The 12,143-nt window shown below is 61.0% G+C and carries 11 protein-coding genes and 1 pseudogene; 2 read left to right on the forward strand and 10 right to left on the reverse strand.

Annotation, left to right across the window (positions count from 1 at the left end; translation table 11 throughout):
- Positions 1-157 precede the first annotated feature (157 nt).
- On the forward strand, positions 158-316 hold the full coding sequence (locus IMW75_RS06025) for a YqaE/Pmp3 family membrane protein (RefSeq protein WP_033050408.1): 159 nt from the start codon (positions 158-160) through the stop codon (positions 314-316).
- 90 nt (positions 317-406) lie between these two features.
- On the opposite strand, the gene IMW75_RS06030 is transcribed toward IMW75_RS06025, so the two are convergent.
- The 10 genes from IMW75_RS06030 to IMW75_RS06075 form a co-directional block, all read right to left on the reverse strand.
- Entirely contained in the window at positions 407-2,236 is a 1,830-nt protein-coding gene (locus IMW75_RS06030) for a S9 family peptidase (protein ID WP_205892097.1), read from the reverse strand.
- Positions 2,202-3,344 (reverse strand): pyrroloquinoline quinone biosynthesis protein PqqE, encoded by a 1,143-nt coding sequence (gene pqqE / locus IMW75_RS06035; protein WP_163019526.1) that lies wholly within the window; start codon positions 3,342-3,344, stop codon positions 2,202-2,204. The genes IMW75_RS06030 and pqqE overlap by 35 nt, the downstream gene beginning before the upstream one ends.
- A 4-nt stretch (positions 3,345-3,348) precedes the next feature.
- A complete protein-coding gene (pqqD, locus tag IMW75_RS06040) occupies positions 3,349-3,624 on the reverse strand; it encodes a pyrroloquinoline quinone biosynthesis peptide chaperone PqqD (RefSeq protein WP_045059948.1) in 276 nt (91 codons plus the stop codon).
- Positions 3,621-4,373 (reverse strand): pyrroloquinoline-quinone synthase PqqC, encoded by a 753-nt coding sequence (gene pqqC, locus IMW75_RS06045; protein ID WP_045059949.1) that lies wholly within the window; start codon positions 4,371-4,373, stop codon positions 3,621-3,623. The genes pqqD and pqqC overlap by 4 nt, the downstream gene beginning before the upstream one ends.
- A 54-nt stretch (positions 4,374-4,427) precedes the next feature.
- The gene (gene pqqB, locus IMW75_RS06050; RefSeq protein ID WP_205892098.1) at positions 4,428-5,339 is read right to left on the reverse strand and encodes a pyrroloquinoline quinone biosynthesis protein PqqB; all 912 of its coding nucleotides are present in this window, start codon (positions 5,337-5,339) and stop codon (positions 4,428-4,430) included.
- A 76-nt stretch (positions 5,340-5,415) separates the two neighbouring features.
- Positions 5,416-5,490, reverse strand: a complete 75-nt coding sequence (gene pqqA, locus IMW75_RS06055) for a pyrroloquinoline quinone precursor peptide PqqA (protein WP_009045898.1) — start codon at positions 5,488-5,490, stop codon at positions 5,416-5,418.
- Between the two features lie 156 nt (positions 5,491-5,646).
- Positions 5,647-8,073, reverse strand: a complete 2,427-nt coding sequence (gene pqqF / locus IMW75_RS06060) for a pyrroloquinoline quinone biosynthesis protein PqqF (RefSeq protein WP_205892099.1) — start codon at positions 8,071-8,073, stop codon at positions 5,647-5,649.
- Positions 8,074-8,121: 48 nt separating this feature from the next.
- Entirely contained in the window at positions 8,122-8,916 is a 795-nt protein-coding gene (locus IMW75_RS06065) for a carbon-nitrogen hydrolase family protein (RefSeq protein ID WP_045059952.1), read from the reverse strand.
- An 11-nt stretch (positions 8,917-8,927) separates the two neighbouring features.
- Entirely contained in the window at positions 8,928-10,625 is a 1,698-nt protein-coding gene (locus tag IMW75_RS06070) for a flavin monoamine oxidase family protein (protein WP_205892100.1), read from the reverse strand.
- 214 nt (positions 10,626-10,839) lie between these two features.
- Complete coding sequence (locus IMW75_RS06075) at positions 10,840-11,301, reverse strand: Lrp/AsnC family transcriptional regulator (protein WP_045059954.1); 462 nt, start codon at positions 11,299-11,301, stop codon at positions 10,840-10,842.
- A gap of 259 nt (positions 11,302-11,560) precedes the next feature.
- Here IMW75_RS06075 and IMW75_RS06080 point away from each other — a divergent pair.
- A pseudogene (locus tag IMW75_RS06080) lies at positions 11,561-12,016 on the forward strand (peptidase M41); the annotation flags it as partial.
- Positions 12,017-12,143: the final 127 nt, after the last annotated feature.

Here is a 12,143-nt window from a genome sequence, read left to right on the forward strand (position 1 = left end):
GGTATAACGCATCGCCCCAGGCCTGATTTTTTTGGCGTGGGGCGTTTTTTTTGCCTGTATGGATGCGCTAAGCGTGGGAAGCAGTGAACCCTGACGAACGGCGCGGGTCGATTAGGTGTGCGGCTCACCGGAGCCTACTTCAATCAGGAGCTGACCCATGGATATCATTCGAATCATCATCGCCATTCTGTTGCCGCCACTGGGTGTGTTCCTGCAGGTGGGTTTTGGCGGGGCATTCTGGCTGAACATTCTGCTGACGCTGTGCGGGTATATTCCAGGGATCGTGCATGCGGTTTATATCATCGCCAAGCGTTGAGATGTGTTGCGTCAGTTATATTGCAATCGCCAGCCAACTAGCGCCTACAGGTGTAGGCGCTAGCTGGCTGGCGATGCTGGCACTGCGGTGTCAGCACTTGTCCAGCCCCAGCACCCGCCGATAGAACAACCACTCCTGCTCCAGCGCGTGCGCCTGGTTGCTCGCCTTGCGAAAGCCGTGGCGCTCGTCCGCGTAGTAATGCGCTTGCACCACAATGCCGTTGTCCTGCAACGCCTTGACCATGTCACGGGTCTGCTGCGGTACCACCACGGCATCCAGTTCACCCTGGAAAAAAATCATCGGCACACCAATGTTGCTCGCATGCAGCAAAGGGGTTCGTGCGGCGTAGCGTTCGGCATCCTGCACCGGGTCGCCAATCAGCCAATCCAGGTAGTCACCTTCGAACTTGTGAGTGGCGCGGCCAAGGGCCACCGGGTCGCTCACGCCGTAAAGACTGGCGCCTGCGCGGAAGACGTGGTGAAAAGCCAGCGCACACAGGGTGGTGTAGCCACCGGCGCTGCCGCCGCGGATGAATGCCTGGTCACCTTCAATCAACCCGCTGTCGGCCAGATGGGAAACGACGGCACAGGCGTCTTCGACGTCCACTTCGCCCCAACTCAAATGCAGCGCCTGACGATAGGCTCGTCCATAACCGCTGCTGCCACGATAATTCAGATCGGCCACGGCGAAGCCGCGTTGCGTCCAATACTGGATTCGCGGATCGAGCATCGGATAGCAGGCGGAGGTTGGGCCACCGTGGATGAACACTACCAGCGGCGGCTTCGCCTCAGCGCTCATCGCCGGATAGAAGAAGCCATGGGCTTCACCCGTTCCGCTGGGGTAACGCAGGGTTTGCGCAGTGCTGATCTGATCGGCAGGCAGTGGCGCGATGCCACCGGCCAGCACGTTGAACTCGCCGGTGGCGCGATCGATGGCAATCACGGCTGATGGGCTGACCGGCGAAGCCGCGATGCAATAGATGAATTGCTCATCAAGGGCGAGATGCCGAAAGCGACTGTAGCCGCCCGTGAAATCTTTATCTTGATTGCCTGCCAGGCCCAGCTTGCCAAAACCTTCTTCGGTCCAGCTTGCCAGGTAGCTGTCGTCGGCCAGGGGCAGCCATGTACAGCCACCGAGCTGCCACGGCGCGGGGGCGTGATCGGCAGCGGCTGCGGGAAGTGGGTGAAGCCCGTCTTCGGCCTCGACCCAGGGCTGCCAGTAGCCGGCGCGATCGGTCAGGCAGGACAGGCGACCACGGGTATCGAAGCGCGGTTGCTGGAGTGATTCGTCGTTGCGCTGACCAGCCACGCAGCGCGGGCTGTTGAAACCGCCATCACTGTCGCGCTCGGCGACCATCAATCGGGTAGCGGTCCAGGGTTGATGCGGTCGGCTCCATTCGATCCACGCCAGGCGCCGGGCGCCTTTGCTCAGAGTTGGCGCGGCGTAGAAGTCGGCACCTTCTGCCAGCAGGTGACGGCTGCCGTTGGCAATATCGATGGCGACCAGTCGATGGCGGTCCCGGTGCTCCTCGACGGCCAGGACCTGGCCATCGGCGAACTGCAGGTCACCGTAACGGCATTCACCTGAAGTCAGCCCAACCGGGGTTTCACCGGCCAGCGACTGTCGATACAGTTGCTGGTCAGCCTCGTTGACGAAAACAATCCCGTCATCGGTCAGGCAGAACGCGCCGCCGCCATATTCGTAGACACGACTGCGCACGCTGAACCCGGCAGGCGTCAGGCAGCGGGCCTGACTATTGCGCCAATGCCAAATGCGACACGCGCCATCCTCAGGACGGTACTCGTTCCAGAACAAACCCTGGGAGCCGAGCTGCAGCTCCGCAAAGTCGACACCGGCGGCGACGGCCCTGGCGGCGCTGAAAGGCTCAGCTTTTGGCGATGAGGCGTGAGTTTCGTTCATTGCGAAAGGCCAGTTGTTCAATGGTTTGGGTCGCGTGCTCGGCTTCTTCGCGGGCCTTGAGAATCACGCCGTGGTGTTGCGACTTGCTGCAAACCGGGTCGGCATTGCTCGCGTCTCCGGTGAGCATGAAGGCCTGGCAGCGGCAGCCGCCGAAGTCCTTTTCTTTCTCGTCGCACGAGCGGCACGGTTCAGGCATCCAGTCGTAACCGCGAAAACGGTTGAAGCCGAACGAGTCGTACCAGATGTGCTGCATGCTGTGATCGCGCACGTTGGGGAACTGTACAGGCATTTGTCGCGCGCCGTGACAGGGCAGGGCGGTGCCGTCCGGGGTGACCGTCAGGAAGATACTGCCCCAGCCGTTCATGCAGGCTTTCGGACGTTCTTCGTAGTAGTCCGGCGTGACGAAGATCAGCTTGCACGGATGCCCTTCGGCCTCCAGTTTGGCCCGGTATTCGTTGGTGATGCGCTCGGCACGCACCAGTTGTTCCCTGGTTGGCAACAGGCCGACCCGATTGAGCTGCGCCCAGCCGTAGAACTGGCACGTTGCGAGCTCGACGAAATCGGCCTCGAGGGCGATGCACAGCTCGATGATGCGGTCGATCTTGTCGATGTTGTGCCGATGGGTCACGAAGTTCAGCACCATCGGGTAGCCATGGGCTTTCACTGCCCGGGCCATTTCCAGCTTCTGCGCGAAGGCCTTTTTCGAGCCGGCCAGCAAGTTGTTCACTTGCTCGTCGCTGGCTTGGAAACTGATCTGAATGTGGTCCAGTCCAGCCTTCTTGAAGTCGCTGATTTTCTGCTCGGTAAGCCCGATGCCTGAGGTAATCAGGTTGGTGTAAAAGCCCAGTTTGCGCGCTTCGGCGATCAGTTCGGCGAGGTCCTGGCGCACCAGGGGTTCACCGCCGGAAAAGCCCAGCTGCGCGGCGCCCATTTCCCGCGCCTCGCGAAATACCTTGATCCACTGCTCGGTGCTCAGCTCTTTGCCCTGCTCGGCGAAATCCAGGGGATTGGAGCAGTAGGGGCATTGCAGGGGGCAGCGATAGGTCAGCTCGGCCAGGAGCCAGAGAGGCAAGCCGATTTCAGGCTTGGGCGGTAACTTGTCCGACACGCCGTCAGGCAAGTTCGATCCAGTGCTGAGCACGGGCGACCTCCATGAATTGCTCAATGTCTTCACTAAGCTCGGGCACACCCGGGAACTGTGCGTCCAGCTCGGCGATGATCGTTGCCACGTCGCGCTCGCCGTCGATCAGGCCGCCAATCAGGGCGGCGCTGTCGTTGAGTTTGATCATGCCTTCGGGGTAAAGCAGCACGTGGCCTTTCTGCGCTGGTTCATATTGGAAACGGTAGCCCGGGCGCCAGGTGGGGGTTTTGCTGCGATCAAAACTCATAAGATGATTCCTTTATGCCAGACCCGTTGTGCGGTCACGCTGTGATACGGCGGGCGGTTCAGTTCGTAGGCCATGCTCATGGCATCGAGCATGCTCCAAAGAATGTCCAGTTTGAACTGGAGAATTTCCAGCATGCGCTCCTGGCCTTCCCGCGTCGTGTAGTGCTGCAGGGTAATCGCCATCCCGTGCTCGACATCGCGGCGTGCCTGGCCCAGGCGGGTACGGAAATATTCGTAGCCGGCAGGGTCGATCCACGGGTAGTGCTGCGGCCAGCTGTCGAGGCGCGACTGGTGGATCTGCGGTGCGAACAGTTCAGTCAAGGAACTGCTGGCGGCTTCCTGCCAACTGGCTCGGCGGGCGAAATTGACGTAAGCGTCCACGGCGAAGCGCACGCCGGGCAACACCAGTTCCTGGGAGCGCAGCTGGTCCGGATCGAGGCCAACGGCCTGGCCCAGGCGCAACCAGGCTTCGATCCCGCCGTCTTCACCGGGGGCGCCGTCGTGGTCGAGCAGGCGTTGTATCCACTCGCGGCGGATTTCGCGGTCCGGGCAGTTGGCGAGGATCGCCGCATCTTTGAGGGGGATGTTCACCTGATAGTAGAAGCGGTTGGCGACCCAGCCCTGAATCTGCTCGCGGCTGGCGCGACCTTCGTACATCGCCACGTGGTAGGGGTGGTAGATGTGGTAGTAGGCGCCCTTGGCGCGCAGGGCGGCTTCGAATTCGGTGGGGGACATCGGGGTGTCGGGCATTTCGGTTCTCCGGTGTTCGGTGGTGTCCGGGCTTGCCCGCGATGGGGCCGTCAGCTACAGCACAATACTCATGCCGTCATAGGCCACTTCAACCTTGCGCCGAACCAGCTCGGCACGCTGCGGCGAATCTTCATCGAGAATCGGGTTGGTGTTGTTGATGTGAATAAGCACCTTGCGCTGATCAGGCAGCTGTTCCAGCACTTCGAGCATGCCCCCCGGGCCGTTTTGCGCCAGATGGCCCATTTCCCGACCGGTGCGAGTACCAACGCCGCGACGCTGCATCTCGTCGTCATCCCACATCGTGCCATCGACCAGCACGCAGTCGCTGGAGGCCATGATCTCCAGCAACGGCGCATCGACCTTGCCCAGGCCTGGCGCATAGAACAGCTTGCCGCCGGTGTTCAGGTCTTCGACGATAAGGCCGATGTTGTCACCCGGATGCGGGTCGAAGCGGTGTGGCGAGTAAGGCGGTGCCGCACTGCGCAAAGGCAGCGGAGTGAAGCGCAGGTTCGGGCTGGAGGGGATACTGAAGCTGTCGTCGAGCTCGATGCGGTTCCAGCTCAACCCGCCGTTCCAGTGGGTCAGCATGGTGAACAACGGAAAACCTGTGCTCAGGTCCTCATGAACCATGTCCGTACACCACACCTGGTGCGGGCAACCTTCGCGCAGGCTGAGCAGGCCGGTGGTGTGGTCGATCTGGCTGTCCATCAGGATGATCGCGCTGATGCCCGTATCGCGCAGTGCGCGGCCCGGTTGCATCGGGGCGAAGCTCTGGAGCTGGGCGCGGATGTCCGGCGAGGCATTGCACAGCACCCAATTGACGCCGTCATCGGATATCGCGATGGACGACTGGGTACGCGCGGTGGCCTTCAGGCTGCCGTCGCGAAAGCCTGCGCAGTTCGCGCAGTTGCAGTTCCACTGGGGGAAACCACCGCCAGCGGCGGAACCTAGAATCTGGACAAACATGGCCGCTCCAACATTTCAAATCCGAAAAATAAAAACGCCCCGGTGAACCGAGGCGCTGAACCGCGAGAACAACTTATTAGCGGCTGGCGAAGTACATGGTGACTTCAAAGCCGATACGCAGGTCGGTGTAAGCAGGTTTGGACCAGGACATGGGAGTGCTCCTTCAGGTGGTTGGGACAGTTGAGATCTATACATATAGTCCACCTCCAGCTGGAGATGTTCAGATAGTTAGGTGGCTATGTTACTCAAAATTACAGAACTCTTGCCCGTGAAACTTTGAGAAAGCTCTTTGCAGCCTCGGTAATGATCATTTTGCCACTTGCCAGGGCAGGCCGGGAGACACAGCGCTGGCCAGGCAGCGCCACCCGCCGGAGGCCTCATCAAGACTGCGGGCTGCATCTAGCAGGCCCTGTGAGTCTGTCGTTAAAAGTGCCCGCTGCAACTGCTCCAGGTAATCCGACGAGCGGCCGCCCAGTTTGCCCTGCCACAACAGTTCGCTGGCCTGGGACTGCTCCAGTGCAGTGATGTCAAACTGAGCCGCCAAGGCCTGGCGCTGGGTGTCGATGACTGCCTCGTCGATGCCCTCAAGCATCGCCGGCAGGTCGCTGATGAAGGCCTCGATGTGCTTGAGCAGCTCATGCGCAACGACGCTCGGCGATTGCACCCCGAAGACGATGCCCACCTGGCCATGCAGCTGCCGCAGCGCACTGAACACCGCATAACCCAGCTGCTGTTCCACGCGAAGGCGCTGGTAGAAGGGCGTCTGGCACATGTGCGCGAGCAGGCGCCAGGCCGCCTCGTCAGCGATCTGCCGGGTAGCGACCGGACAGAACAGCAGCAGAGCGTGTTCACTGGAGGCTGTATCGATCTTCGTCCACAGGTGCTGGGTATTGATCGAAGCGGGTGCGGTCAATTGGGTGTCCGCCACGCCTGGCACGCGACTCAAGGGCAGGCCCATTGCCGCCTGGGTCTGGCTGGAAAGACCGGTGGCCAGCCCGTCCCAGCGGGCTCCCGCCCAGAGGTGCTGCAGGTCTGCCGATTCCTCGACTGGCTCCAGGCATTGCCCGGGCAACGCCTCGAGCAACTGTCGAATAGGCATCAGCGCCAGGCGCTTGGGCAGTTCCCGTGGAACATCGGTCTCGGCCTTTGTCAGTTCTTTCAGCGCATGCTCGAGGATGATCGGCATGGGGTCCTGCAGGCCGGTCATTTTCAGTAGCCATTGATTGCCGCAGGCACTGAAGGAGCAATCCACACCCGCCTGGCGTGCGTCTTCACGCAAGGTCAGAAGACGCTGTTCCAGGTTTGCCTGAAGCTCAGGCCGAGGGCTGGCTGCCAGCCGCCAGCGCAGATGGATCGCGCCTTCATCCGTATTGTCCGGCAACGCCTGGCTGAACTGCATGGGCGATTGTTCGCGGCGACTGCGCAAGCGATCCTGGGCAAAGGTACGCAGGCCGCGATGCTTGCTGGTCTGCCCACGAATCAGTCCGGCGCTGGGCGCTGCAGTTTCTGTTTGCAGGAACGGGTTGGGAAGTGGCAGTTGCCATGGCCCGCTGAACTTATCCACAGCGCCGATTTGAGCGAGGATTTGCTCAAGCGCGAGCGCTTCGTGGTCGCTTGTCCCGGCCTGTTCGCTGTCCAGTTGCGCCAGGCGCAGGGCGCTGCTGATTCGCTGCTGGCGTTGCAGCAGGGCGCTGAATTCGTCGCGCCATTGCGGCTGATGCTGCTGGGCGGCAAAAAAGCCCAGCCAGTTCTGCAGTTGCTCGCGAAGCACGAGCACCTGGTGCGGTTGAGTGGTCGTGAAGCCCAGGTGCAGCAACGCTTGTCCGGCGAATTGATACAGCGGCCTGGCGGTCAATTGTTCCGCCAGCCCAGCCTTGCGCAACTCTGCGAGGAACCCTGCGGGTTTGACCGCGTTTAACCAGTGACACAGGAACGCCAGCGCTTCGCGGGACGAACCAGGCAGTGCCTCGAACGCGAACAGCAGATCCACACGTCCTTCACCGGCCTGTTGATAACTGTTGCTTGATGATTGCATCAGGGCGGCAGGCGCTGTTTGCGGGGCTTTTTCACCTTTGGCAACAGGTTGGGCGAACACCTCGGCCAACGCCTTCAAATCCTCGAGACTTTGCGGCCCCGCCAGGCTCAATGTCATTTGCCCGGCTTGATAGAAATGCTGATGGAAGTCCTGCAGCGCGCGCTGAAACTCAGGCCGCTCGACCGCCAGGCTGTCGCGATTGCCCGCATGGAATCCCCGCAACGGGTGAGTGGCCGACAGTCCTTCGAACAGCGCATGTTGTTGTTGCGCCGTCGCGTCCTGGGACCAGGCGACATATTCCGCGTGCAGCACTTCGCGTTCGCGCAACTGTTCGTCCAGGTTCATACGCGGGTGAGCGAGCATGTCCGACAGGCGCTCCAGCCCACCGCTGAAAAGTGCTGGCGGCAGTTCGACGAAAAAGTCGGTGGTACGTTCGTTGGTGCGCGCATTGACCTGGCCGCCATGCCCTTGCACGTAGGCCATCAAGCCCTGGCCTGCGGGAAAACGCTCGGTGCCCAGAAAAAGCAGGTGTTCGAGAAAATGCGCCAGCCCAGGCCACGCCAGAGGCACGTCGTGACTGCCCGCATTCACCCGCAGCACAGCGGCGCAGCGCTTGAGATGCGGCGCGTGGCGCAGCGTCACCCGCAGGCCGTTGGCCAGGGTTTCAGTGTGGGGACGGGAGGGATTCGACGCAGGCATGAGCACTTCCAGTACAGAGAAGCGCTAATGCTAGCGGATAACGGTGGATCAGCGCTTGTTCAGGTCGCCATAAAGCTCGGGACGACGATCGATCAGGTAACGATTGGCCGCCCGGGATTGGAGCATCAACTGGCGATCCAGCTCGCCGACGATCAAGGCTTCATCCAGACCGGCCTGGGCCACGCGGCTACCATCCGGTGCGGCAATGCTGCTCTGGCCGCAGTAGTGAATGTCGCCTTCTGCCCCGCAGTAATTGGCATAGGCCACGTAGCACTGGTTCTCGTAGGCCCGGGAGCGGACCGTGACGTCGGCGATGAAGTCGTAAGGAATCATGTTCGCCGTCGGTACCAGGATCAACTCGGCACCTGCCAGGGCCAGGCGTCGAGCATTTTCCGGGAACTCCAGGTCGTAGCAGATCAGAAAGCCGAGCTTCCAGCCGTTGAGCTCCACCACCGGGAAGTCGTTGCCGCCGGCATTGAACATAGAGTGATCGAGGTCGCCGAACAGGTGCGTCTTGCGGTAGTTGCACAGGCGCTCACCGTGGGCGTCGATCAATTGCACCGAGTTGTAGATCTGCCCGTCCTCGGTGCGCTCGGGATAGCCATACAGGATGGCAATGCCGGCGGTTTTAGCGATGCGCGCGATTTGCTGCGCCGATTCACCGTTGTGCACTTCGGCCAGTACGCTGACGGCATCGATGCCAATGTTGTAGCCGGTCAGGAACATCTCCGGCAATACCAGCAAATCTGCACCCTTGGCCTCCAGTGCCAGTTGATGCAGACGCTGCAGGTTGCCGGCGACATCCAGTGGTAGTGGCGGGCATTGGTATAGAGCTACGCGCATTTGAACTCCTTTTACTCGGGCAGGGCGATCGGACCGATCTCGTTGAACACATCTCCTGGACCCGGGTTCTCGGCGTGAGTTTCACCGCCGAAGTGTTTCATGATGCCCCACACCGCATTGAGCGAGGTCTGCACAGCCCCTTCGACCCACGCCGGCGTCCACGACACGTCATCGCCGGCGATGAAGATTCCGCGCTGCTCAGCGGGCATGTCATCCTGCATGAAGTGGGCATACATGCGCTGGTTGTAGCGGTAGTGACCGGGCAGGGCGCCTTTGAATGCGCCGAGGAAATGCGGGTCGGCTTCCCAGGACACGGTAATCGGGTCGCCAATGATGCGCGCGGCAATGTCGACTTTCGGGTAGATCTTCTTCAGGGAGTCCAGCGCCAGCTTCACGCGCTTCTCCACCGGGTGCGGGAGCATCTTCAGGGCATCGCTCATCCATGAGTACGAGAGGCAAATCACCCCAGGCTTGTCGACGCCATTTTCATACTGGCCGTTGTCGAACAGGTAGGTGCCTCGGGTCAGGCGGTCGGTGAGCGTCATGCTCATCAGGTCGCGACCGGTCTGCGGGTCCTTGTCCTTCCAGAATGGCCGGTCGACCATCACAAAAGTTTTCGAGGATTGCATGTAGCGGGTGCGGTCCAGGGCCATCCACATTTTCTGCGAGAACAGGCTTTCGTCGCACTCGATCTGGGTGGTCAGCAGCCAGCTCTGGCAGGTGGTCAGCACCGCTGCGTACTCGCGGGAGTCGCCATAATTGTCGGTGACGGTGAAGCGCCCGTTCGGCGCGTGGGCAATCTTCTTCACCCCCGAACGCGGAGCGCCGCTGTGCAGTGAACTGAGGCTGGTGCCCTGGGGCCAGTGCACGCAGCGTTCCGGCACATGGCGCCAGATGCCCAGCGGTACCTGTTCCACGCCGCCCACCACCAGGTGCTGGTGGTCGTCGCAGTTGGTCATGACCACGCGGAAGATTTCCAGCATCGAGTTGGGGAAGTCCGAATCCCAGCCGCCTGTCCCGAAGCCGACCTGGCCAAACACTTCCCGGTGGTGGAACGACAGTTTGGCGAATGCCTTGGAAGTGGCGACGAAGTCGTAGAAGGTCCGGTCATCCCACAGCGGCACCAGGGTGTTCCACAGCTCCTTGAGGCGCGGTACGTCGCGGTCGCGGATGGCTTGCTGGATATCTGAAAACTGCGAGCCGGCTTCCAGCGCATCCGCCCATGCGTCAGCCACTTCCTGGAACAGAGCAGGAAGGTCCGCGAGTTTCTGCGCGTAATGAGTTTTGCCTTCCAGATCGATCACCGTGCTGCCTGACGCCGGGGTCAGCGGGTTCGGGAACGGTTTGGTCTGCAGGCCGAGCTTGTCGACATAGTGGTAGAACGCCGTGGACGACACGGGAAAACGCATGCCGCCCAGCTCGGCCACGATGCCGTCAGCGCCGTTGAAAGCCTGGGAGCGCAAACGCCCGCCCATTTTCGAGGCTTCATAGACAACGGGCTTGAGGCCCAGCTTCATCAGCTCATAGGCCGCCACCAGGCCGGCGATGCCCGCACCGACGATCGCTACCTCGGCACCGTGATTGTGTTCAGGAATACTGCCCAGGCCGGCCGGATGTTCGATCCAGTCGTCAAAGGCAAACGGGAAGTCCGGGCCAAAGATGGTGACTGGTTTCTTACCGTCTGCAGGATGGCGATTGTTCTTGTTCATGGCTGACCTTGCTGGCGACCCGACGCGGAATGCGCATCTGAGTATAGGAAAAGATGCCAGCCATTCTAGAGCGCGTCGAATACGTTAATAAGACGCAATGTGTCGTCGTTTTGCTGGTTTACCGATCAGAATGACGAATTAAATAGGCATATCGACCATCGGTGCGGCAAAGATTGCCGGCGATGAGGCCAGCAGGATCACCCCTGTCCGAAACTCATACCGGCTGCCCGCGATCAATCTTGCTGCTCAAAATGATTGAAGTCGTGGTTTTCTCCACCCCATCCACACTGCCGATCTGATCCAGCAACTGATCCAGCTGCTCCGGCGAATCCGTCCGCAACCAGGCGACATAATCAAATTCACCACTGACCGCACACAGTTGCTGGACCTGCGCCATCGCACTGAGACGGCGCAGCACTTCCTTGCCCGAACGCGGTTGCACGGTGATCCCCACATACGCCTGAAGCCCGCCGTCAACCAATCGCTGGCCCAGACGCACGCCATAGCCGGTGATGACCTTGGCCTTCTCCAGCCGTGCCAGCCTTGAAGTCACTGTAGTGCGGGCAATGCCCAGTTGCCTGGCGAGCATGGCCACGCTTTCGCGGGCGTTGATCTGCAGCGCGGCGATCAATTGGCGGTCGATTTCGTCAAGGACAGGCGGGCGAATGTCGGGCAAGGGGCGTCTCCAGCGGCATGGATCATTGGGGCTGCATGTTACAGGCCCGCCACACATCGCGGATGTTTGATCCAGGCTCAACACTGTTCCGATGAAGACGGTGCAGCACACCGGCCCGCTGGTCATTCGCATGCAACTGCCGATCCCGCTCGGCGTGCCCACTCTGGGCGCCTCCCTGGCTACCCAATCCGGCCTGCTGGATGGACAGCTGCCGCCGCTCGTAGTCGAATGCACTGTCCAGGGATGCGAGGCGATGAAAATGACCAGCAAGTTGCCCCCGGTCATCCGGGAACGCGCACTGCAGATTGCGCATCACGAAATGGGGCACTACGTAGTGGCCCGAGCGTTGGGGTTTGCAACAGGTGGAGTGACCTTGTCCGTGATCATGGACTTGCGCCACCAAGGCGGTGCTTCGATCACCCTGGCGCGCCCGATTGCCTCCATGGAGGCGATGAAGACGCATCTGGAGGCCAGGGTGATGGTCCTTCTGGCTGGGGCCATGGGGCAGACCTTGTCTTCAACTCATTCGATTGCCAGGCGGGTCGACAAGGCGCAAGCCGTAGGCATTCTCAAGGGCGCGCAGGGCGCTGAGCAGGACTACGCAAAAGTCAAAGAGCTTCAGCATCTGCTGCGCAATATAGCCTGCCCTGACACCCATCCAGTGTCATCCGACCAGGTAGCGGCGCAGCTCAAGGTGATAACAGACGACTTGTGGTGTTGCCGCTGACCGAAAACTGACCCAGTAGGGGCTGTTCTGCCGACTGAAAACTGACCCAGGTGTTCAACTGCTTCTGCTCACTTTTTGAGCAGGAGAACACAGGGTGATCAGCATGGAAATGTTG

The organism is Pseudomonas gregormendelii (genome assembly GCF_017114825.1).
Lineage (GTDB): Bacteria > Pseudomonadota > Gammaproteobacteria > Pseudomonadales > Pseudomonadaceae > Aquipseudomonas > Aquipseudomonas gregormendelii.

What these genes read in the sequence shown, in the direction of transcription:
- pqqB (WP_205892098.1), bottom strand. Translation starts at nt 5,339, where the DNA reads ATGTTTGTCCAGATTCTAGGTTCCGCCGCTGGCGGTGGTTTCCCCCAG.
- IMW75_RS06070 (WP_205892100.1), bottom strand. Translation starts at nt 10,625, where the DNA reads ATGAACAAGAACAATCGCCATCCTGCAGACGGTAAGAAACCAGTCACC.
- IMW75_RS06030 (WP_205892097.1), bottom strand. Translation starts at nt 2,236, where the DNA reads ATGAACGAAACTCACGCCTCATCGCCAAAAGCTGAGCCTTTCAGCGCC.
- pqqF (WP_205892099.1), bottom strand. Translation starts at nt 8,073, where the DNA reads ATGCCTGCGTCGAATCCCTCCCGTCCCCACACTGAAACCCTGGCCAAC.
- pqqC (WP_045059949.1), bottom strand. Translation starts at nt 4,373, where the DNA reads ATGCCCGACACCCCGATGTCCCCCACCGAATTCGAAGCCGCCCTGCGC.
- pqqD (WP_045059948.1), bottom strand. Translation starts at nt 3,624, where the DNA reads ATGAGTTTTGATCGCAGCAAAACCCCCACCTGGCGCCCGGGCTACCGT.
- IMW75_RS06065 (WP_045059952.1), bottom strand. Translation starts at nt 8,916, where the DNA reads ATGCGCGTAGCTCTATACCAATGCCCGCCACTACCACTGGATGTCGCC.
- IMW75_RS06025 (WP_033050408.1), top strand. Translation starts at nt 158, where the DNA reads ATGGATATCATTCGAATCATCATCGCCATTCTGTTGCCGCCACTGGGT.